Source organism: Nonomuraea sp. NPDC052129 (genome assembly GCF_040680095.1).
GTDB lineage: Bacteria > Actinomycetota > Actinomycetes > Streptosporangiales > Streptosporangiaceae > Nonomuraea.
In genome coordinates this window covers 76,236-96,516 of the sequence record NZ_JBFAVX010000001.1, presented here as the reverse complement: position 1 = coordinate 96,516, position 20,281 = coordinate 76,236, and the positions used below count along the sequence as shown (strand labels likewise).

Annotated in this window: 20 protein-coding genes; 12 read left to right on the top strand and 8 right to left on the bottom strand. The window is 69.9% G+C overall.

Features of this window, described 5'->3' with window-relative positions; translation table 11 throughout:
- Positions 1-11: 11 nt before the first annotated feature.
- The 4 genes from AB0L53_RS00455 to AB0L53_RS00440 are packed head-to-tail and all read left to right on the top strand — an operon-like array spanning position 12 to position 3,757.
- Positions 12-962 (top strand): ABC transporter permease, encoded by a 951-nt coding sequence (locus AB0L53_RS00455; RefSeq protein WP_363988256.1) that lies wholly within the window; start codon positions 12-14, stop codon positions 960-962.
- The gene (locus AB0L53_RS00450; RefSeq protein WP_363988253.1) at positions 959-1,837 is read left to right on the top strand and encodes an ABC transporter permease; all 879 of its coding nucleotides are present in this window, start codon (positions 959-961) and stop codon (positions 1,835-1,837) included. The genes AB0L53_RS00455 and AB0L53_RS00450 overlap by 4 nt, the downstream gene beginning before the upstream one ends.
- Positions 1,834-2,883, top strand: coding sequence for an ABC transporter ATP-binding protein (locus tag AB0L53_RS00445; RefSeq protein WP_363988250.1), 1,050 nt, complete (start codon positions 1,834-1,836; stop codon positions 2,881-2,883). The genes AB0L53_RS00450 and AB0L53_RS00445 overlap by 4 nt, the downstream gene beginning before the upstream one ends.
- Entirely contained in the window at positions 2,876-3,757 is an 882-nt protein-coding gene (locus AB0L53_RS00440) for an ATP-binding cassette domain-containing protein (protein ID WP_363988247.1), read from the top strand. Before AB0L53_RS00445 ends, AB0L53_RS00440 begins: the two co-directional genes overlap by 8 nt.
- Positions 3,758-3,863: 106 nt before the next feature.
- On the opposite strand, the gene AB0L53_RS00435 is transcribed toward AB0L53_RS00440, so the two are convergent.
- The gene (locus AB0L53_RS00435; protein WP_363988245.1) at positions 3,864-5,258 is read right to left on the bottom strand and encodes an FG-GAP and VCBS repeat-containing protein; all 1,395 of its coding nucleotides are present in this window, start codon (positions 5,256-5,258) and stop codon (positions 3,864-3,866) included.
- 67 nt (positions 5,259-5,325) lie between these two features.
- Between AB0L53_RS00435 and AB0L53_RS00430 the strand changes: the two genes are divergently transcribed.
- Positions 5,326-6,555, top strand: coding sequence for a cytochrome P450 (locus tag AB0L53_RS00430; RefSeq protein ID WP_363988242.1), 1,230 nt, complete (start codon positions 5,326-5,328; stop codon positions 6,553-6,555).
- On the opposite strand, the gene AB0L53_RS00425 is transcribed toward AB0L53_RS00430, so the two are convergent.
- Complete coding sequence (locus AB0L53_RS00425) at positions 6,545-7,945, bottom strand: MFS transporter (RefSeq protein ID WP_363988239.1); 1,401 nt, start codon at positions 7,943-7,945, stop codon at positions 6,545-6,547. The two genes, AB0L53_RS00430 and AB0L53_RS00425, sit on opposite strands and share 11 nt — an antisense overlap.
- 61 nt (positions 7,946-8,006) lie before the next feature.
- Between AB0L53_RS00425 and AB0L53_RS00420 the strand changes: the two genes are divergently transcribed.
- The 5 genes from AB0L53_RS00420 to AB0L53_RS00400 all read left to right on the top strand — a co-directional run bounded on the left by AB0L53_RS00420 (position 8,007) and on the right by AB0L53_RS00400 (position 13,115).
- Positions 8,007-8,939: an STM4015 family protein gene (locus AB0L53_RS00420; RefSeq protein ID WP_363988236.1), complete on the top strand. Its 933-nt coding sequence runs from the start codon at positions 8,007-8,009 to the stop codon at positions 8,937-8,939.
- Entirely contained in the window at positions 8,936-10,090 is a 1,155-nt protein-coding gene (locus tag AB0L53_RS00415; protein ID WP_363988234.1) for an STM4014 family protein, read from the top strand. The genes AB0L53_RS00420 and AB0L53_RS00415 overlap by 4 nt, the downstream gene beginning before the upstream one ends.
- An 82-nt stretch (positions 10,091-10,172) precedes the next feature.
- A complete protein-coding gene (locus AB0L53_RS00410; protein WP_363990298.1) occupies positions 10,173-10,970 on the top strand; it encodes an STM4013/SEN3800 family hydrolase in 798 nt (265 codons plus the stop codon).
- On the top strand, positions 10,967-12,253 hold the full coding sequence (locus AB0L53_RS00405; RefSeq protein ID WP_363988231.1) for an STM4012 family radical SAM protein: 1,287 nt from the start codon (positions 10,967-10,969) through the stop codon (positions 12,251-12,253). Before AB0L53_RS00410 ends, AB0L53_RS00405 begins: the two co-directional genes overlap by 4 nt.
- Positions 12,240-13,115 carry an STM4011 family radical SAM protein gene (locus AB0L53_RS00400; RefSeq protein WP_363988228.1) on the top strand — a complete coding sequence of 292 codons (876 nt, stop codon included), beginning with the start codon at positions 12,240-12,242 and terminating at the stop codon, positions 13,113-13,115. The genes AB0L53_RS00405 and AB0L53_RS00400 overlap by 14 nt, the downstream gene beginning before the upstream one ends.
- A 121-nt stretch (positions 13,116-13,236) precedes the next feature.
- Here AB0L53_RS00400 and AB0L53_RS00395 read toward each other — a convergent pair whose 3' ends face one another.
- From AB0L53_RS00395 to AB0L53_RS00370, 6 genes are all read right to left on the bottom strand, one after another.
- Positions 13,237-14,481 carry a DUF6745 domain-containing protein gene (locus AB0L53_RS00395; RefSeq protein WP_363988225.1) on the bottom strand — a complete coding sequence of 415 codons (1,245 nt, stop codon included), beginning with the start codon at positions 14,479-14,481 and terminating at the stop codon, positions 13,237-13,239.
- A gap of 127 nt (positions 14,482-14,608) precedes the next feature.
- Positions 14,609-14,926 carry a hypothetical protein gene (locus tag AB0L53_RS00390; RefSeq protein WP_363988223.1) on the bottom strand — a complete coding sequence of 106 codons (318 nt, stop codon included), beginning with the start codon at positions 14,924-14,926 and terminating at the stop codon, positions 14,609-14,611.
- 110 nt (positions 14,927-15,036) lie between these two features.
- Complete coding sequence (locus tag AB0L53_RS00385; protein ID WP_363988220.1) at positions 15,037-15,684, bottom strand: TetR/AcrR family transcriptional regulator; 648 nt, start codon at positions 15,682-15,684, stop codon at positions 15,037-15,039.
- A 430-nt stretch (positions 15,685-16,114) separates the two neighbouring features.
- Entirely contained in the window at positions 16,115-16,756 is a 642-nt protein-coding gene (locus AB0L53_RS00380; RefSeq protein WP_363988217.1) for a biliverdin-producing heme oxygenase, read from the bottom strand.
- A gap of 103 nt (positions 16,757-16,859) precedes the next feature.
- Positions 16,860-17,807, bottom strand: a complete 948-nt coding sequence (locus AB0L53_RS00375) for an alpha/beta hydrolase (RefSeq protein ID WP_363988214.1) — start codon at positions 17,805-17,807, stop codon at positions 16,860-16,862.
- 376 nt (positions 17,808-18,183) lie between these two features.
- Positions 18,184-18,810 carry a TetR/AcrR family transcriptional regulator gene (locus tag AB0L53_RS00370; protein ID WP_363988211.1) on the bottom strand — a complete coding sequence of 209 codons (627 nt, stop codon included), beginning with the start codon at positions 18,808-18,810 and terminating at the stop codon, positions 18,184-18,186.
- 210 nt (positions 18,811-19,020) lie between these two features.
- On the opposite strand from AB0L53_RS00370, the gene AB0L53_RS00365 reads away from it, so the two are divergent.
- Both AB0L53_RS00365 and AB0L53_RS00360 read left to right on the top strand, forming a co-directional pair.
- Positions 19,021-19,875, top strand: coding sequence for an SDR family NAD(P)-dependent oxidoreductase (locus tag AB0L53_RS00365; RefSeq protein ID WP_363988208.1), 855 nt, complete (start codon positions 19,021-19,023; stop codon positions 19,873-19,875).
- A 268-nt stretch (positions 19,876-20,143) separates the two neighbouring features.
- Positions 20,144-20,266, top strand: coding sequence for a hypothetical protein (locus AB0L53_RS00360; RefSeq protein ID WP_363988205.1), 123 nt, complete (start codon positions 20,144-20,146; stop codon positions 20,264-20,266).
- The last annotated feature ends 15 nt before the right edge of the window (positions 20,267-20,281 follow it).

Genomic DNA, 20,281 nt, shown 5'->3' with positions numbered 1-20,281 from the left:
GGCGTCAACCGATGATCGTCCGTCTGGTGCAGCGAGTCGCGATCCTCCTGGCCAGCCTTGTCGCGAGCTCCGTGATGGTGTTCGCGTTCATGGCGGTGCTGCCAGGGGATCCGGCCCGTGTCGCCCTCGGCGTCAACGCGTCGGACACGGCGGTGGCGCAACTGCGCGCGGAGTTCGGGCTCAACCGGCCGCTCGCGGCCCAGTACCTCAGCTGGGTACACGGACTGGTGACCTTCGACCCGGGGAACTCCTACATCTCACACACGCCGATCGGCCCGCAGATCGCCGACCGCCTTCTGGTCACCCTGTGGCTCGTCGGCACCGCGATGGTGCTCGCCTGCGTCCTGGCGGTCCCCATGGCCACGCTCATGGCCATGCGGCACCGCAGGCCGTCCGGGCTCATTCTCTCGGCCCTGTCCCAAGTCGGCGTGGCCGTCCCGGCCTTCCTCGCGGGCATCCTCCTGATCACCGTGTTCGCGGTGGGGCTCGGGTGGCTGCCGGCGAACGGCTGGACACCCCCGGCGCAGGATCCGGTCCTGTTCCTCAAACAGCTGGTGCTGCCCGCGTTGTCCCTCGGCCTGGTGCAGGGGGCGGTGCTCACCCGCTACGTCCGCAGCGCCGTGCTCGACGTCCTCCGGGAGGACTATCTGCGCACCGCTCGCGCCAAAGGACTTCGCCCGACGCGGGCGCTGCTGCGGCACGGCCTGCGGAACGCGGCGGTGCCCGTGGTCACCGTCATGGCGTTGCAGCTTGCCACGCTGCTGGTGGGCGCGGTCGTCATCGAACGGGTCTTCGTCATCCCCGGGCTCGGGAGCCTGCTGCTGGACAGCGTCTCCAACCGGGACCTCATCATGGTGCAGGACGTGGTCATGATCATCGCAATGGCGGTGCTGCTGGTGAACTTCCTGGTGGACGTGATCTACCTGATGATCGACCCGCGTCTCAGGGCGGGTGCGTCATGAGCGCTCCAGACACCGAAGCCGCTGGCGCGTCCACGGTGCCCGACGGCCGTCGGCGGCGCCGCCCGATAACAGGCAGCCTTCTGGTGGGCGGTCTCATCGTCTCGGTCGTGCTCGGCATGGCGCTGCTGTCCTTCGTGTGGACCCCGCACGACCCGACCCTGGTGAACGCCTTGGCGCGGCTGCGGAAGCCGTCGCTGGAGTACTGGTTCGGCACGGACAAATTCGGCCGCGACGTGTTCAGCCAGATCCTGGTGGGCTCGCGCACCACGCTGTTCGTCGGCTTCGTGGCGGTGGGAGTCGCCGCCCTGGTCGGGGTGCCCCTCGGCATCGTCGCCGGGATGGCGCCCCGCTGGTTCGGCGAGTTCCTGATGCGCGGCAATGACCTGCTTCTCGCCTTCCCGGCGCTCCTGCTGACCATCATGTTCGCCGCCGTGTACGGCGCCAGCACGCTGGTCGCGATGGTCGCCATCGGCATCGCGTCCATCCCCCATTTCGCCCGGCTGACCCGCAGCGGCACGCTGCAGGTCATGAAGACCGAATACGTCATCGCGGCGCGCGCGGCGGGCCGCAGGCCGTTCTCGATCGGCCTGCGGCATGTCCTGCCCAACGTCAGCAGTCTCGTCATCGTCCAGTCGTCGGTCGGTTTCGCCATCGCCGTACTCGCCGAAGCCGCGCTGTCCTTCCTGGGCTTCGGCACCCCGCCCCCGGTACCGTCCTGGGGCCGGATGCTGCAGGAGAGCCAGGAGATGTTGTGGTCCGCTCCCCGGCTCGCCGTGTTCCCGGGCATCGCGATCGCGGTGGCGGTGCTCGGATTCAACCTGCTCGGTGACGGCCTGCGCGACCGTTTCGACCCCAAGCTGGAGGACCGCCGATGACCCCGGCACCTGACACGGCACCGGCCTCCGGGCCGGACGACGTCCTGGCCGTGCGGAATCTCGACGTCGCGGTGGGCGGCCTCAAACTCCTCGAAGATGTCGACTTCACCATCCGGGCCGGCGAGCGGGTCGGTCTGATCGGTGAATCGGGGTCGGGGAAGTCGCTGACCGCGCTGAGCGTCATGGGGCTGCTCCCTGAAGGGCTCTCGGCCACGGGTTCGGTGCGGCTCGCCGGAGTCGACCACGACCTGGTGGGTGCCGACGAGGCGCGGATGTCCCGGGTGCGGGGCAAAGAGATCGCCATGGTCTTCCAGGAGCCCATGACCGCTCTGAACCCCACGATGAGGGTCGGGCGGCAGATCGCCGAGGTGCTGCTGATCCACCGGACCAGGCCCGACCGCGCCTCCGCTCAAGCCGCCGCCGTGGAACTGCTCGCCCAGGTGGGGCTGCCCGATCCCGCGGCCGCCGCGACCGCCTACCCGCACCAGTTCTCCGGAGGCCAGCGGCAGCGGGTGGTGCTGGCCATCGCCCTGGCGAACGACCCCGCGCTCCTGGTCTGCGACGAACCCACCACCGCGCTCGACGTCACGGTGCAGGCGCGGGTGCTCGACCTGATCGTGCGGGGTGTCCAGGAACGCGAGTCGGCCATGCTCTTCATCACCCACGACCTGGCCGTGGTGGCCACCGTCTGCGAGCGGGTCATGGTCATGTACGGCGGGCGGTTGATCGAGTCCGGCCCGGTCCGGGAGGTGTTCACGCGCCCCCGGCACCGCTACACCCAGGGCCTGATCGGCGCGTCGGACCTGACCATGGTCGACGACCGCGGTCGGCTGGCCACGATCGGCGGGTCGGTTCCGCCGGCGGGCCGCTTCCCCGCCGGATGCGTCTTCAGAAACAGATGCGCTCAGGCGACCGACGTATGCGCCACCAGGCCGGAATGGGTCCCTACCGGGCCGGACTCCGGCTACGCCTGCTTCCACCCGGTCTCCGAGAGCGGCGCACGCGGGACCGGCACCCCCATGAACCAGGAGGCCGGCCGTGGCTGAGCAGCCGACCAGCGCCCCCCTCGCACCCGGGTCGCAGACCGGCCCCGCGGACGCCATCAGCGTCCGTGACGTCACGCGCGACTACCGACGGCCGCGTACCTCGCTGCGCCACCCCAGCCCGCCGGTGCACGCCCTGCGCGGCGTCAGCTTCGCCGTCCCCCAGGGGCAACGGTTCGGCATCGTGGGTGAGTCGGGGTGCGGCAAATCGACCCTGCTGCGCATTCTGGCCGGGCTCGACCGCCCCACCAGCGGCAGCGTCGCGATCGACGGCCGGGACATCACCGGGCTCCGGGAGAGCCGGCTCCGGTTCGTCCGCGAGCGGCTCCAACTCGTCTTCCAGGACCCGATGAGTTCGCTGGACCCGCGCATGCGCGTCGGCGACATCGTGGCCGAGCCGCTCGTCGCGCAGGGGCACCGCAATCGCAAGGAGCGGGTGGCCGAGTTGCTCGAGGCCGTCGGCCTGCGAGCCGACGCGGCGGACCGGTATCCACACCAGTTCTCCGGCGGCCAGCGGCAGCGCATCTCGATCGCGCGCGCTCTCGCCCCCCGTCCGAAGATCATCGTGGCCGACGAGCCGGTGAGCGCCCTGGACGTGTCCGTACGGGCCCAGGTGCTCAACCTCATCGCCGACCTCGTCGACGAGCTGTCCCTCACGCTGGTCTTCGTCTCCCACGACCTGTCCGTGGTACGTCATGTGTGCGACCGGGTCGCGGTCATGCATGACGGGGAGATCGTGGAGATCGGGTCCACGGAGCAGGTGTACGAGCAACCGCAACACTCCTACACACGCAGGCTCATCGCCGCCGTTCCGACTCTGGGCAAGGCACTGTCCGGTGTGTCGGCGGCCGACCTCAACCGGGAGTACCGACCGTGACCTCCCACGTCGAACCCGCCGGCGGCGACAGGCCCGTGGGGAGGGAGTTTCCCGCGGGTCTTCCCATCGGCGACAAGTGTGTATCGCCCCGCCTCTCAGGCTGGGATCAGCCGAACGCGTAGCCGTACAGGCCGGGGCCGCTGCTCAGCTCGCGGACCTTTCCCGGGAGCAGGCCGGGCCGCAGGCCCGCCTGACGCGAGCCGGGCACGTACAGCACCTTGCCCTGGTCCGGCGCCGCCACCACCAGCCCGTACAGCGGACGCTCCTTGGTGAGCTGCCGGTAGCGCCCGCCGAGCGCGGGCAGCGCGGCAAGGGACGCGCCGAAGTCGCGCCCCTTGCCCTTGATGAGCAGGTTGCCGTCCTTCGTCAGCCCGCCCTTCCTGGCCCCGGCCAGCACTTGGACCCCCTTCTCTCCGGGTACGCCGACGGCCAGCTCGTCGTCGCCGTCGCCGTTGAAGTCCCCGGCCGCCAGCGCGGCGCCGAACCGGTCGTAGTACCGGGGCGTGCCCTTGAGCAGCCGTTGCGTCCACATCTCCGACCGGGCGCCGCGCAGCAGCGCGCTCCCGCTCCCGTACAGGACGTGCACGGCCCCGTCGCCGTAGTCCATCGCCCGCTGGTTGGCGCTCAGCCCTTCGCCGGGTACGCCGACGGCCAGGTCGTCGTGCCCGTCGGCGTCGAAGTCGCCGGTCGTCAGTGCCGCCCCGAAGGCGTCCCACTTCTCCGCCGAGCCCTTGATCCCGGGGCTGCTCTGGGTGAGGAGCCCGGCCCGCCGGCCCCGTACGTCGATGACGGTGACGGAGCCCTGGCCGTCCTGGGTGACGCTGTCGGCGGGCGCGCCCACGGCCAGCTCGGCGCGTCCGTCGCCGTTGAAGTCGCCGGTCGCCAGGGCCGCGCCCCACTGGTCCGTCACGCTTGCCGCCTGCCGTACCCAGGGGGTCTTCTGGGTGATCTGGTACGGCTTGCGGCCCTTCATCCAGTAGATCGTGACGCCCCCGCCGGTACGGTGGCCAGGGGCGCCCACCGCGAGCTCGTCGCGGCCGTCGCCGTCGAAGTCGCCGGCGGCCAGCGACGCCCCGAACCGGTCGCTCGACGGCTTCGCCGGCGCCAGCTCCTTGCCCGGCCGCAGGCCCGTGGGCGAGCCGTGGAACAGCTCGACGACGCCGTTGCCGTCGGCCCCCGGCACGCGCTCGCCCACGAACTCCTCTGACACGCCCACCGCCAGGTCGGCGCATCCGTCTCCGTTGAAGTCGCCCACCGCGAGCGCCGAGCCGAACGAGTCACCAGGCTCGGCGCCCTCCTGGGTCAGCTTCTCCTTGCGCCCGCTGCCGTAGACGACTGTCACGGAGCCGGCCCGCCGGTTGTCGTAGGGGGCGGCCACCGCAAGATCGGGACGGCCGTCGCCGTCGAAGTCGGAAGGGGATCCGCCACACGACGGAGCCGCGGCGTGGCTCGTACCCGAAACGAGGGGAAGAACCAGGCAGGCGGCTAGCAGTGCGTTCATACCGGTAGGTATTTCCACCCCGGCCGAACCAGGTCTTAACGCTACGGGAACGTGCCAGGATAGGCGGGTGGACATCGACCTCGCGGATCTGGGTTTCTGGCGCCAGGCCCCCAAGGCCCGGCATGAGGCGTTCGCCAGACTCCGGCAATTAGAGCATCCCGTGTTCTTCCCGGAGAAGAAGGTGCCCTTCCTCCGGTCAGGCAGCGGCTTCTACGCCCTGGTCAGGCACGCGGACGTGGTCGAGGCCAGCCGTGACGCCAAGGTCTTCTCCAGCGAGCCCGCCGTCACCAACCCGGAGCCGCCCGGCTGGGTCAAGCAGGTGTTCGGCGAGTCGATGGTCAATATGGACGACCCGCGCCACGCCCGGCTGCGGCGCATCGTCACCCGCTCGTTCAGTCCGCGCATGCTCTCCGGTCTGCAGGACGACATCGAGGCCGCGTGCGAGCGGATCGTCGACGACGTCCTCGAGCAGGGCCCGCGCGACTTCGTCGGCCAGGTCGCGGCCCGGCTCCCTATCCACGTCATCTGCGACATGATGGGCATCCCCGACGACCTGCGGGCGAAGGTCCACGAACACGTCGACGTCTCCACCGCCTACACCGGCGTACGCCCCAGCCTGGTCCGCAGCGTTCAGCTCGCCGGCCAGAACATGCTGGCCCTCCTCGCCCTCCAGCGCATGGTGATCAAGCTGGGGCACGAGCGGGCCGCCGATCCACAAGGCGACCTGGTGTCCCTGCTGGTCACCGCCAACCCCGACGGCGAGAAGCTCACCGACCGCGAGCTCGGCTCCTTCTTCGCCCTGCTCCTGGTGGCGGGCAACGAGACCGCGCGCAACACGATGGCCCACGGCATCAAGCTGCTCACCGACAACCCCGCGCAGCGCGACCTGCTGATGGAGGACTTCGACGGCCGCATCGGCAACGCGATCGAGGAGATGGTCCGCTACGTGTCGCCGATCATGCAGTTCCGGCGCACGCTGACCCAGGACTACTCCCTGCGCGGCCTGGAGCTGAAGAAGGGCGACAAGGTGGTCCTCTTCTACGGCTCGGCCAACCGCGACGAGACCGTCTTCCCCGATCCCGACAGCTTCGACATCACCCGCGAGACCAAGCCGCACGTCGGCTTCGGCGGGCCGGGCCCGCACTTCTGCCTGGGCGCCAACCTGGCCAGGCAGGAGATGCGGACGATGTTCCGGGTGCTGCTGACCAGGTTGCCGGAGATCCGCGCGGTCGGCGAGCCGGAGCTGCTGCTGTCCAACTTCGACAACAGCGTCCGCAGTCAGGGCTTCACGTTCTGAGCTGCTCTTCCGGGGCCAGGACGTTCCTTCTGATCGTCAGGAAGGTGATCAGTGCCGCGACGACCATCATCGCGGCGCTGATCAGCATCGCGGTGTGGAAGCCCGCGTTGAAGACGGGCGGGTTCTTGAAGGCGTCGCCGACCAGGCCGACCAGGGGTGGCACCGCGGCCACCGCGAGCAGGCTGCCGGTGCGGGCCACCGCGTTGTTGACGCCGCTGGCCGTACCCGCGTGGCGCTCTTCGACCGTGGCCAGCACGGTCGCGGTCAGCGGCGCCACCGCCGCCGACAGACCGAGCCCGAACACCGTGACCGCGGGGATGACCTGAAGAACGTACGAGGCGCCGAAGCCGATCGTGCTCATCAGGAGGAACCCGAGTCCGGCCACCAGGATGCCGATCGTCATGGGCCAGCGCGGGCCGTAGCGCTTGGCCACCTCACCGGCGCGCGCCGACAGCAGCAGCATCAGGATCGTCGTCGGCAGCAGCGACAGCCCGGCCGGGGTCGCCGCGAACCCGGACACCACCTGCAACTGCACGACGAGCAGGAAGAACACCACGCCCATGGCCGCGTACATGATCAGCGTCACCACGTTCACGGCCGTGAACACCCGGTCACGGAAGATGCTCACCGGCACCAGCGCGTCGGGGGACCTTCGCTTCTCCAGCACCACGAACGCCACGCCCAGCGCCACCCCCACCACCAGCGGGATCGTCGCCCCCTTCTCGATCAGGCCGTAGGTGAGGAAGGCCAGGGCCAGCGCCGCCAGCACCGCGCCCAGCACGTCGAACCGGCCCGCGGCCTGCTCGTCCCTGCTCTCGGGCACGTGCCGCACCGTGACCAGCACGACCAGCGCCGCGACCGGCAGGTTGAGCAGGAACGCCCACCGCCAGCCCGCCGTCTGCACCAGCACCCCGCCCAGCAGCGGACCGATCGCGGCGGCCACCCCACCCAGCCCCGACCAGGCGCCGACCGCGCGCGGCCGGTCGTCCCTGACGAACGACGCCTGGATGATCGCCAGCGACCCCGGGGTGAGCAGCGCGCCGCCGACGCCTTGCAGCGCGCGGGCGGCCACCAGGAACTCGACGTTCGGCGAGAGCCCGCACAGCGCCGAGGCCAGCGCGAACCAGACCGTGCCGATCAGGAACACCTTGCGCCTGCCGTAGCGATCACCGAGCGAGCCGCCCAGAAGGATCAGCCCGGCCAGGGTGAGCGTGTAGGCGTTGATCGTCCACTGCAGGCCGGCCATGTCCGCGTCGAGGTCGTCGCCGAGGAAGGGCAGCGCGACGTTCACCACGGTGCTGTCGAGCATGGCCATCCCGGAGCCCAGCACGGTGGCCGCCAGGATCCAGCGCCCTCGGGCGGATTTGAGCGCTACGTGGTCGTCCTGCATAAAGGCAATCTTGTCACCTCTTTCTGGTACATCTGAGCTCCCCCCGATGAGAGGAGCCCAGTTGTCCTTCCACCAGCATCTCCCGTCCTTCTACGACTTACCGGTCTGTGATCGGGAGGACGGCGAAGAGCTGCCCGCCGACGCCGCCTGGCGCGTCACCGGAATGTCTCCCTACGGAGAATCGGACGCGCCGTCGCTCCGGGAGGACCTCGATGACCTGTTGAGCCGGGTCGACGGCACGCGCATCCGGGCGATCGTGGTCGGACAGTGGGGTCCCGACTACGACTCCCCGGCGGACGTCGCGGTCGAGGCGCTGGCCGGGGTCGCCGACCTGCTGCCCGCGCTGGAGGCGGTCTTTCTGGGCGACATCGTCTCGGAGGAGTCCGAACTCTCCTGGATCAGTCAGGGCGACATCACGCCGCTGCTCGCGGCCTATCCGCGGCTGAAGCGGCTCGACGTGCGCGGCAGCGATGGGCTGCAGCTCCAGCCCATCGTGCACGCCGGGCTGGAGGTCCTGCGGTTCGAGTGCGGCGGGCTGCCCGCCGGAGTGGTTCACGCGGTCGGTGAGAGCTCGTTCCCCGCGCTGCGCCACCTGGAGCTCTGGCTCGGCACGGAGCACTATTCCGGCGACTCCGGACCCGGCGACTGGGCCGGGATCCTGGCCGGCTCCGGCCTGCCCGCGCTGCGCCACCTCGGCCTCCAGGACAGCGACCGGCAGGACGAGGTGGCCGCCGCCGTGGCCGCCGCGCCGATCGTCGTGCGGCTGGAGTCACTCAATCTGTCGATGGGCGTGCTGACCGACGAGGGCGCCGAGGCGCTGCTGTCGGGGCAGCCGCTGACCCACCTGCGCAGCCTCGACCTCAGCCACCACTGGTTGAGCGAGCCTATGATGGCCCGGCTCCAGGCCGCCCTGCCGGAGGTCCGGCTCGACTTGTCGGACTTGCAGGAGAATGAGGATGACGAGGACTGGCGCTACGTCGCGGTGTCGGAGTGAGCGTGCCCGCCTTCGCCGTCGTCGGTACTCCTGGGGATCGGCGGGTCCGCCTGTTCGCCGCCGCTCTTGAACGTCACGGGCTGCCCGAGCCGTACGTGGTCGCCTGGTCCGACGTGCTGACCGGCGGGTCGTCCCATCCGGGCTCGGCGCGGCGGCCCTGGTGGCTGGGTCTGCCCCGCGGAGCGCTCGTACGAGTCGAGTCGCCGGGGGAGGACGCCGCCACGGACGCGCTGCTGCGCGGGCCGGGCGATCCGACCCGCGTCGGCGGGGGCGCGGCGTGGCACGCGGCGTTCGTGCGCGGCCTGAGGTCCGTACGGGAGGCGGTGGCGCGTACCCCTGGAGCCCGGCTGCTCGGGGATGTGGCGGAGATCGCGGTGATGTTCGACAAACGGCGCTGCCACGCCCGGCTGCTGGCGGCCGGGGTGCCGGTGCCTCTCGCGCTGCCTGCCGGTGAGCGTGATGAGGGCTCTGTTCGTGGTCCGCTCAGTGGGTCTATCGGCGGCTATGCCGGGTTGCGGGCGCGGATGCGTGCGGCCGGGTGGAGCAGGGTGTTCGTCAAGCCCGCTCACGGCTCATCCGCCTCTGGGGTCATCGCGGTGGAGGCCCACGGAGACCGGGTCAAGGCGGTTACCTCTGTCGAGCTCGGGCCGGAGCTTCACAATTCCCTGCGAGTCCGCTCCTACGAGGACGAACCTTCCGTCGCGGCCATCATCGACGCGTTGGACCCCGATGGGCTTCATGTGGAGCGGTGGTTCCCCAAGGCGTCGATCGGCGGGCGGGTGTTCGATCTCAGAGTCGTCGTGACCGGCGGGCGGCCGACGCACGCGGTCGTGCGAACCAGCCTCGCTCCTATGACGAACCTCCACCTCGGCGGCGCGCGCGGAGACCTCGGCGAGGTGCGGTCGGCGCTCGGCGAGACCGGGTGGGCGCGCGCCATGGACGTCTGCGCCAGGGCCGCCGCCTGCTTCCCCGGCAGTCCGGCGGTGGGGGTGGATCTCCTGATCGGGGTCGATCGGCGGCGGTTCGCGGTGGCGGAGGTCAACGCGTTCGGAGACCTGCTGCCGGGCCTTATGGGGTTGCCGGGCAGTGGAGCCGACGGGCTCGACACCTACGACGCGCAGGTGGCGCTGGCACTGAGGCAGGCGGCGTGAGGGCATTCGGGGACCCGGGTGTCTTCGAGAGGACCGTGTTCTTCGAGCGGGCAGGATGCCTCGAGGGGGCCGGATGAGGGACATGCGCGCGGTGATCGGGACGCACGACCTGCTGCTCGTCACGCTCGACACGCTGCGCTACGACGTCGCCGCCGAGGCGCTCGCGGCCGGACGGCTGCCCAACCTGGCGCGAGCCCTGCCGGGCGGGGTATGGGAGCGGCGGCACACGCCGGGAAGCTTCACCTACGCGGCCCACGCGGCGATGCTGGCCGGTTTCCTGCCGACTCCGGTCACGCCGGGACCGCACCCCCGGCTGTTCGCCGCCGCGTTCCCGGGCAGCGAGACCACCGCCGAGGGCACCTGGTGCTTCAATGCCGCGGATCTGCCCGCCGGCCTGGCTCAGGCGGGCTATCACACGATCTGTGTCGGTGGCGTCGGTTTCTTCAACAAGCGGACCCCGCTCGGCTCCTCATTGCCGGACCTGTTCGCCGAGTCGCACTGGGAGCCGGAGTTCGGCGTGACGGCACCTGACTCATTCGAACGGCAAATCGACCGGGCGGCGCGCGTCGTCGAGAGCCGTGAGGGGCCGGTGTTCCTGTTCGTGAACGTCTCCGCGCTCCACCAGCCCAACCACTTCTACCTGCCGGCCGCCACCGCCGACGGCCCGGCCAGCCAGGCCGCTGCCCTCGCCTACGTCGACCGGCACATCGGCCGGCTGTTCGCGCTGATGAGCGCGCGGCGGCCGTGTCTGGCCATCGTCTGTTCCGACCACGGCACCGCGTACGGCGAGGACGGGCATGTGGGCCATCGCATCGGCCATGAGGTGGTGTGGACCGTGCCTTATGGGGAGTTCATGCTTGGGAAGGGAACGTGGCGATGACCCCGTACGAGGGATATGTCTACGCTTATCCGCACAAGACCGCCTACCGTCCCCTGGAGCCCCGGCCGCCGCTCCGCGAAGTGTGGGCGGGCGAGCGGACCGAGGCGCTTTTTCTGTACCTGCACATCCCGTTCTGCGAGATGCGATGTGGATTCTGCAACCTGTTCACCAGGACCGGCGCGCCGGAACACCTGGTCGCCGCCTACCTCGACGCCCTCGAACGCCAGGCCTCGGCCATTCGGGAAGCCATCCCCGAGGCCCGCTTCGCCACGGCGGCCATCGGCGGCGGCACCCCCACCTATCTGTCGGCCGCCGAGCTGACCAGGCTCTTCGACCTGGCCGAACGCATTCTGGGCGCCGACTTCCAGGCGATCCCGCTCGGCGTGGAAACCTCGCCTGCCACCGCCACTCCCGACCGCCTCGCCGTGCTCGCGTCACGCGGCGTGACCAGGCTGTCGATCGGCGTGCAGAGCTTCATCGACGCCGAGGCCAGGGCGGCGGTACGGCCCCAGCGCCGGACCGAGGTCGAGCGGGCGCTGGCCGCCATCCGGACGTCCGGGGTGCCGACCCTCAACATGGACCTCATCTACGGCATCGATGGGCAGACGGAGACGTCGTGGCGCTATTCGCTGGACGCCGCGCTGGCCTGGCGGCCGGAGGAGATGTATCTGTATCCCCTGTACGTGCGGCCGCTGACCGGGCTCGGGCTGCGGCGGCGCGACTGGGACGACCAGCGGCTCGCCCTCTACCGAGCAGGCCGCGACCATCTGCTCGCGGCAGGCTACGAGCAGGTGTCGATGCGCATGTTCCGCCTACCGGCTGACGCCCCCGCGGGCGTCGAATACTGCTGCCAGCGCGACGGCATGATCGGCCTCGGCTGCGGTGCCCGCTCCTACACCTCTCGCCTGCACTACTCCTTCGAGTACGCGGTGGCCGTCCGCCACGTGCGGGCCATCATCGACGACTACGTACGGCTGCCCCAGGAGTCGTTCGCCCACGCCAACGTCGGCTTCGAACTGGACGGCCCCGAGCGCCGCCGCCGTCACCTCCTGCAGTCGCTCCTCCAGGCGGAGGGCCTCGATCGGTCGGCGTACAAAGAGCGGTTCGGCGCCGACGTACTCGACGACTTCGATCTGTCCGGCTTCGCGGACCGGGGCTGGCTCGAATCGGGGGCCGAACGCATCAGGCTCACCCCCGAGGGCCTCGCCCATTCCGACGCCATCGGCCCGGCCCTGTTCTCCGCCCGCGTACGAGAGCTGATGGACTCCTATGACCAGCGCTGACCTGACCATCCTCTATCGCGGCCCCTTGGCGAGCTGCGACTACGACTGCCCGTACTGCCCGTTCGCCAAGCGCCGAGACACCCCCGCCCAACTGCGGGCCGACCGGGCGGCGCTCGAACGCTTCACCGCCTGGGTGTCGGCGCAGCGGTTCGGCATCTCAGTGCTGTTCACGCCGTGGGGGGAAGGCCTGGTCAGGTCTTGGTATCGACGGGCGATGGTCGATCTCAGCCACCTCGAACACGTGTCGCGCGTGGCCATCCAGACGAACCTCAGTGGCCGCACCCGCTGGCTCGACGACGCCGATCTCGACACGCTGGCGCTCTGGACCACCTACCACCCCGGCCAGGTGGCACATGACCGGTTTCTCGCCAGCTGCCGTGAATTGTCAGCGAAGGGCGTCCGCTACAGTGTCGGCGTTGTCGGCCTCCCCGAGCACCTCACACCCGCACGCCTCCTGCGGGCCGCCCTTCCACCGGAGGTGTACCTCTGGATCAACGCGGCCGAGGGCAGCTCCTACACGGACACGGAGGCGGCGGGCTGGACCGCCCTTGATCCCCTGTTCGCCTACAGCCGCCACCCGCACACCAGTGGTGGTCTGCGCTGTCGTACCGGGGAGAGCGTGATCTCCGTGGACGGTGAGGGGGAGGTGCGGCGCTGCCACTTCGTGCCGGATCGCCTGGGCAACCTCTACGACGGTACGGCGCTGGCGGCTTTGCGGCCCAGGGGCTGCCCAATGGGCTCTTGCGATTGCCATATCGGATATGTGCACCTGGAGCCGTTGGGCTTGTACGACACGTTCTCCGGGGGAGTCCTCGAACGCATCCCAGCGGGCTGGCCACCCAAGGACACCGCCTTGGGATGACCATGCGAGGCCGATCCCGAGAGGGACCGGCCTCCGGGCACCGGTCGGGGATCACCAGGCCATGGCGGGGATCATCGGCCATGGCGGGGATCGCGAGAGAGGCCCGCACCGGCGAGGCCGGTCACGTCTCCCGTTCGGGTCGGTAGTCGCCCTCCGCCAGCCCGAACGTCCAGGCCACGCCCTCCTGCGCCGTCCTGGTCCACGGCGGCACCCGCAGGAAGTAGGTCCGGCTGGTGCCGTCGGGCTCCGGCGTGGAGTTGACCACCTCGACCATCGCCAGCGGCTCGTCGTCGGGCAGTTCCAGCCGCCACAGCACGCCCGCCGCGTCCCGTTGGACCGGCGTGGCAGCCGACTCGGTGAGGTAGCGGTCAAAGCCGAAATGCTCCAGCATGACGCGGCGCAACTCGGCGTTCTCCTCCTGCCGGATGCGCTCGGGCGTGAGGTCCGCCATGGCGGCCCCGAAGTCGGCGGGGACCGGCATGCCATGCCAGCCGTACAGTGCGAACCCGTCGGCGAACGCCAGCGCGGGACCGGTGGCCCGATGCAGGCGGCCAAGGTCGTCGCGGTGCATCGAGACAGGGCGCTCACACAGTACGGCCGCCCGCTCGAACGGCCACCACCATCCTGCCGCCCTCGCCACCCGCATCAGCCCGTCGAGCGACGTGACGTGTCGAGCGTCGCCGTCGAGCCCGTCGAACAGCGCCAGCCACGGCGCGTCCTGCTGACCGAACACGGCATCGAGAGTGGCCTGCCGGAGCAACGCCGCCGCCTCTGTCACGGCATCGTCCACGTCATCATCGACCGCCGCGGCCCCGTCGTCGCCACCGTCCGCCGCGCCTGGCGTGCTTGCCGCCGTGCTCGCCGCGCTTGCCGACGCGGCGATGCCTGTGCGGATGTCGTTCACCAGACGGTGGACGCCGGGCCAGAGACGGGCGCCGGTGAGCTGCCAGGCGTGCGGCCAGGCGTGGACACCAAGTGTCGCGACCACCTCCGCCCGGGCCCGCTCCCAGGGCCCGGTGCGTACGAGCTCCCGGACGGACGGCCCAGTCTCGCCAACTCCGGAGAACTGGGCGCTGACCTCGTCCGTCACCCGCCCCAGCCCGATCGAGTCGAAGGTGTCGCGGACCGCCGCGCCGCCCGTGAGGAGAGCCGCCGCGACCGCACCCTGGGCAGGGGAGGAGAGCCAGACGATATGGTCAGGCTCCGCCAGCCCCACGGCCTGATAGGCGGACCGGACGCCCGCCTCGGCCTCGGCGCGGTCGGCCGGGCCACTCGCGAACGCGATCTCTTCCCAGGCGGACGCGGTCCCGGTCAGCCGGGTCGCCATCTCGGCGGAGACGAATGCGGACACATCAGTAGTCGTCATCGATGAAGTGCTCCTGGATCGGGGGGTGGGGTATGGCGGCGCGAAACGGATGGGCGGCTCCCATTGACGACCCAAGGTCAGCCGGCTGGGCCAGGCCACGGTGGGAGGCTCACCCACAGAGCCACTGTCAGTCGGCGACGAGCCGGTAGGCACCCGGGACGTATTCGCGCTGCCTGACCACCCGGAACCACCCCTTGGGCAGCGAGATCTCGGCATGCTCCTCATGGACCAGCCGCCCACCCAAGGGCAGGCGCAGATAGGACGAGCCCCGATCGACCAGCAACGTCCCCGGGCCCGGGATGGCGTGGGTATGGCCGGTGGCCTCGCCGAGCGCGAGCACGAGGCGACCGCGCGCGTCACGGGGCGCGGATGGTGCGGATTTCAGATGGTTGGGCACCGAGTCCTCGGCGACCGGAACGATCAGGATGTCTCCCTGACGGAACATGCGAACCTCCTCGGTGATCTACCTCGAAGGTAGTGAGGAGGACCGACAATTCACCGCGATCTGTCGTGGACGGGCCGGGTCAAGTTGACGAGAGGCGTTGCCCAGGGCTCTCAGAAGGTGAGGCGCTCCGCAGGGCTTTCAGAAGGTGAGGTGCTCCCAGGGCTCTCAGCGCCCAGAGCCCTGAGCACGAAGCCCGTCACCAACTCGCCCGCCGCCTCGACGGTCACCGCGCCGCTGATCAGAGGCACCCGCTCCGCGCCGATCACCGCGATGATCATTCGGGCCGTCGCCTCGACGTCGACCACCTGGAAATCGGCCGACTCGATCCCGCTCTCCAAGATCTCCACCAGGATGCGCTGCATGGGCGCCACGTGCTCGGCGAGCTGCTGGTAGGCGTCAGGGCCGAGGGCGGCGCTGAGATCCGCTGCTCCAGGGTGCGGGTGCGCCAGCAGGCCGGTCAGCTGCAGCCGGACGAACACCCGCAGCCGGTCGGCGGGGGAGGCGACGGCCGGCAGCTCCTGCTCGTAGCTTTGGATGAAGTAGCTGGTGACCCGCTCGGTGAAGGCCAGCAGCAGGGCGGCCTTGTCCGGGTAGTAGTTGTAGAGGACGGTCCGGGTGATCTCGGCCTCGTTCGCCACGTCCGTCATGGAGATGGCGTCGATCCCCTGCACCCTCGACAGGCGGGCGACGGCCTCGAGGATGCGATCACGCGTCTGGGCTCGGTGCTCACCGATGGTGGCTGCGGAGATGCGGGGCATGCGTCCATGGTAGGCCGGTGTCCATCCCGCTATAGGCCGACTTCTATAGGCCGGACTTCGCGTACGAGAGGTGCTGGATGGACCAGCCCTTGGAAGACGGCGCGATCACGTACCGTTGGCGGCGGACCGGCCGCTGGAAGGCGGCGCGATCAGCCCACTAGCGGCGGACACTGAGACCCGCTCGGCGGACACTGAGACCCGCTCGGCACCCCGCGTCCTCTCGCATTCTTCGTCCCACAGTCCCTCGCATTTTCACCGGCAGTTGTGCAGTGTGGCCAATCCGGTGGTGTGCCGTACGCGGTGGTACGCGTGGTGCCGATGGTGCCGTGGCTACGGTGTTACAGAGGGTGCCGATGCAACTGATGGTGCCGGTGCAACCGATGGTTATGGTGCCTTTGCTACCGGTGGTCGAGAGGTGCGGTGGTGTGCCCTACGCGGCGGCCTTGACCACGTGGAGCAGCTCGCCGAGTACCTCGGTGTTGAGCTGGTAGGCCAGCTTGACCTCACGGATCACGTGATGCTGCTCCCGCTCGCCGAAAGGCAGCGCGTCGAGGCGGGCGCGATATTCGCTCTTGAATCGGGGCAGGCTGCCGACCTCGTCGAACAGGTAGAAGTCGACCCCGCCGCCCTTCTGGTAGCCGTAGATCTTCTGCAGCTCCATCCGGATGAACTGCCCGCCCGACAGGTCGCCCATGTAGCGGGTGTAGTGGTGGGCGATATAACCGCCCGGCCAGTCGGCCACCTGCTCGATCCGCGCCACCAGGGTCCGGGTCGCCTTCGAGGGCACGATCCGGTCGCGCCAGCCGGCACCGTAGACGGTCCGCAGGTCGCGCTCCAGCGCCTGCTCCCGATAGAGCTCCGGGAAGACGAACCGGCCGGCCACCGGGTGTTCGGCCAGTGCCTTGGCGGCGCCGTCGAGGGCGAGGTAGGCGAAGTAGTGCTGGGCGACGAGCTCGCCGTAGTCGTGCTCGCTCAACCGGCCGCTCATCAGCTCTTTGAGGTAGCTCTCGTCCTCAGCCGACTCGTGATCGCTCCAAGTGGCGTTCTTCAAGGTCTCGGAGAACGACGTCACGCTTCACCCCAATGTGTTGCCAGGTCTTTCATGACAAAGTGTCACAAACCCTGGACGGGCCCGTCAAGTTGATGACGACACTCTGTCATTAAACCCGACCCTGTCATGCTGGCGCCGCAGCCGTCACATCGCCGGGGCGGCCGAGGGCGATCAGTGTGAGATTGCGCAACGACGGCGTGCCTGGTGCGAAGTAGTCACTGTGCCCGCCGGGACCCACCTCAAACACCCGCGCCCCGTACCCGGGACTCAGCGCGTCGGCCCCGAAACCAAGCGGCCCGAGCTTCACCTTCGGCACGAACCTGATCCAATCACTACCACCTACACCCGCCCACACCCTGGTGACAGACGGCGCCGGGCCGGACACTCCGTGGTCGGACGGCGGGCGATATGACGCGTCGGACAGATGGTGGTCGGACGGAGCCCAGTCGGACGGCGGATGGTCGGACGGCGGATGGTCGGACAGGGCACGCTCAGACGGCGTGCGGCTTGACATTGCGTGGCTGGACGGCGGGTGGTCTGATGGCGCCCGGCCAGGCGGTGCGTGGCCAGACGGTGCGTGGCCGGACGGTGCGTCGATGCCGGGGCTTCCGAACAGCGCCACATCCGCGACGGGCAGGTCCGTCCCGGCCTTGGCGCACACCACCGAGCCGTAGCTGTGGCACAGTAACGCGATCGGCGCGGACGTCCGCGCGTGCAACTCCACGACGGTACGGCGCAGCGCCTTCGCCCCCTCGACGGCCGCCGTGTCGGTGATGGCGCCCAGGCTCCACGTAGGCGGCGCGTCATAACCGAGCCAGGCGATCACGGCCAGCCGTTCGCCGTGGCCCACCTTGGCGGCCTCGGCCAACAGCGCCCGCGCCGCGCCTCCCGGCCGCTTCGTACTCGCTTCGAAGGTGGCCACCGTGGTGTCGGCCCCCGGCACCACGATGGCGACCCGATCGGCGGTGGCCAGGTCGCCGTAGACCTTCACAAGCCGGCCACTGTGCTGGCCGGGCAGCGCCAGGACCGCGCCGAACGCGAGACTTCCGGCGAGCGTGAGCATTCTGAGCATGCTCGGAAAGCTACGAAACAGAGGCCGTCGACCGCGTCACCGCTGGGGTTGAACTCTCTAGTAGTACCTGGGGCTGACAAGGCCGTCGGCAAGCACTTGGTGGGGGCGGCGGGCGATCTGGGCCGTGCCCTCCCGGTGTACGAGCGGAAGCGGCGGTGCTGCTTGGTATGAAGGCCTCGCCGCGGCGGGCTGGTTCAGCGCCAACTCCGAGGTCGCCTGCCCTGCCTGCAAGGACGCCGGCGTCATCTACACCGTCCGACGGTTGGGGAGGGCCGGCGCGGCATGGCTTGTCCTCGCGATGGGTCACCAGGCGTGAGCGACAAGGACAGGCCGACGGGCTGGCCGGGTGCTGAGACGGGGCAGGGCCTGGCGGAGGTCACCTTTCCTTGATCGCTGCCTCTACCAGGGCGCGTGCGGCCCAGGTGATGGCCTCCTGCTCGGCTTGAGGGTCAAGGCCGCGGACGTCGCGTAGGGCGATCTGCGCCTCCCAGCCGACCACGATGGTCAGGGCCGAGATGAGGCGCTGGAACCGTTCCTCGGTGAGGGTGCTCCGGAGTGGTTCGCAGGCCTGTTCCAGCCATTCCACCCGGCGGCGAGTCCGGCGCGGGGCGGCTCGCTCCTGAGCGTCGTTCGGCGCCGGATCGACGGTTAGACGGATCAGCCGGCGGCCCAGGGGAAGGGACTGCGGTGAGTACTCCAGCAGTGTCCGGATGAGGGCGTCTACGCGGGCAACAGGATCGTTGGCGAGTGCGGGGTTGGCCAGTGCCGCCTCGACCGGGGGCTCGTTGAGCGCGCCCGCCGTCGCGTCGATCAGAAGGTGATCGAGGGTCGGGAAGTGCATGTAGATCGTGCGGCGTGACACGTCGGCGGCGGCCGCGATCTCGTCGATGGACGGCGTTGCTCCGATGGCGCTCAGGCGGACCGCCGCGTCGACGATCGCCTTGCGAGTGCGGCGGCGCTGCGCTTCGCGTCCGCCGCGGCGGACTGGTTCGTCACTCGTCATTGTGCCCCCTGGCATTCCTCGGGTCGGTCCGCGGCCGACTTGACGGCCGTTCGCGGCATGAGTATATCTTGATGCAGTCATTGCACGAGAGTGCAATTACTGCACACCTACATACTCTATGGCGCAGATCACAGAGCCGCACCTGTCACAGGGATCAGGTCGTCGGCGTCTCGTGTCCGGCAGCAAGCAACGGAAGAATGGAAGATCATCATGAGCAAGGTCTGGTTCGTCACTGGTTCGTCCCGCGGCTTGGGCCGCAACTTTGTCGAGGCAGCGCTGTCTCGTGGCGACAAGGTGGCCGCGGCCGCCCGGAAGGCCGAGAGCCTTGACGACCTGGTCGCCGCCTACGGCGACGCGGTGCTCCCACTTGCGATGGACGTGACCGACAAGGCGGCCGTCTTCGAGAGCGTGACGCGGGCCGCCGAGCACTTCGGCCGCCTGGACGTCATCGTGAACAACGCCGGCTACGCCCAGATCGGCGCGGTCGAGGAGCTGACCGAGCAGCAGCTGCGCGACCAGCTGGAGACCAACCTGTTCGGCGCGGTGTGGGTGGTCCAGGCTGCCCTGCCCTACCTGCGCGAGCAGCGCTCGGGACGCATCATCCAGCTGTCCTCGGCCGCCGGCCTCATCGCCATGCCGCTCGGCGGCGCCTACCACGCCTCCAAGTGGGCCCTGGAGGGCTTGAACGAGGCCCTCGCAGGTGAGGTCGCCGGCTTCGGTGTCAAGGTGACCATCATCGAGCCCGGCGGCTTCGCCACCCGCTCCGGCAAGAACCCCGACCCGCTCGACAACGGCCATGTGGCCCAGCCCGACCCGGCCTACGACGGCCTCCGCCAGCGCCTCGGCGCGATGGCCGGCAAGATGCCCGCCGGGGACCCGGCCGCCGCGGCCCAGACGCTGCTCAAGCTGGTGGACTCCGACAACCCACCGCTGCGGATTCTCTTCGGCCAGGGCTTCCACCCGATGATCCAGCAGGCCTACGCCGACCGGCTCAAGATGTGGGCCGACTGGCAGGACCTTTCGGTGGAGGCGCACGGCAAGGCCGACCAGCAGGCCGCGGTTTGAGCCTTTCCAGATCTGAGCCGGGTCGTTCTTCGCGGCTCGACGCACGCCCCCGGCGGAATTCGCCCTGGATAGAGGTACCTCTCCGGTTCGTGGTCGCGAGTGTGTGAGCTGTACGGCCGGGGCCAGCCGTACAGCTTCCGGGCCAGAAGTTTCCGGACGATGTCAGTGCTGGTGGCTCCGGTGTCCGAGGGTTCGAACTACCTCGCCGACGGCAAGCTCACGACCCGCACGCCGCAGGGCCAGATTCCGGGAGCCCCCGGCCCTCTCCATGATCCTGCTCCCGCTCGGACAGCCGCTCTCTCCCGAGGGCTCATTCGTCGCCCCGGCCGCGATGGTCTCCGCGTGCGAGGGCGCGGATCTGTTCACCGAGCAGTTCAGCCCCACCGCCTGAAAGGTTTTGAACACC

Excerpts from the sequence above, each read along its gene's own strand:
- AB0L53_RS00435 (WP_363988245.1), bottom strand. The coding sequence starts at position 5,258 with ATGAACGCACTGCTAGCCGCCTGCCTGGTTCTTCCCCTCGTTTCGGGT.
- AB0L53_RS00360 (WP_363988205.1), top strand. The coding sequence starts at position 20,144 with ATGATCCTGCTCCCGCTCGGACAGCCGCTCTCTCCCGAGGGCTCATTC.
- AB0L53_RS00445 (WP_363988250.1), top strand. The coding sequence starts at position 1,834 with ATGACCCCGGCACCTGACACGGCACCGGCCTCCGGGCCGGACGACGTC.
- AB0L53_RS00385 (WP_363988220.1), bottom strand. The coding sequence starts at position 15,684 with ATGCCCCGCATCTCCGCAGCCACCATCGGTGAGCACCGAGCCCAGACG.
- AB0L53_RS00395 (WP_363988225.1), bottom strand. The coding sequence starts at position 14,481 with ATGACGACTACTGATGTGTCCGCATTCGTCTCCGCCGAGATGGCGACC.
- AB0L53_RS00405 (WP_363988231.1), top strand. The coding sequence starts at position 10,967 with ATGACCCCGTACGAGGGATATGTCTACGCTTATCCGCACAAGACCGCC.
- AB0L53_RS00455 (WP_363988256.1), top strand. The coding sequence starts at position 12 with ATGATCGTCCGTCTGGTGCAGCGAGTCGCGATCCTCCTGGCCAGCCTT.
- AB0L53_RS00390 (WP_363988223.1), bottom strand. The coding sequence starts at position 14,926 with ATGTTCCGTCAGGGAGACATCCTGATCGTTCCGGTCGCCGAGGACTCG.
- AB0L53_RS00400 (WP_363988228.1), top strand. The coding sequence starts at position 12,240 with ATGACCAGCGCTGACCTGACCATCCTCTATCGCGGCCCCTTGGCGAGC.
- AB0L53_RS00370 (WP_363988211.1), bottom strand. The coding sequence starts at position 18,810 with ATGACGAGTGACGAACCAGTCCGCCGCGGCGGACGCGAAGCGCAGCGC.
- AB0L53_RS00450 (WP_363988253.1), top strand. The coding sequence starts at position 959 with ATGAGCGCTCCAGACACCGAAGCCGCTGGCGCGTCCACGGTGCCCGAC.
- AB0L53_RS00365 (WP_363988208.1), top strand. The coding sequence starts at position 19,021 with ATGAGCAAGGTCTGGTTCGTCACTGGTTCGTCCCGCGGCTTGGGCCGC.
- AB0L53_RS00375 (WP_363988214.1), bottom strand. The coding sequence starts at position 17,807 with ATGCTCAGAATGCTCACGCTCGCCGGAAGTCTCGCGTTCGGCGCGGTC.
- AB0L53_RS00425 (WP_363988239.1), bottom strand. The coding sequence starts at position 7,945 with ATGCAGGACGACCACGTAGCGCTCAAATCCGCCCGAGGGCGCTGGATC.
- AB0L53_RS00410 (WP_363990298.1), top strand. The coding sequence starts at position 10,173 with ATGCGCGCGGTGATCGGGACGCACGACCTGCTGCTCGTCACGCTCGAC.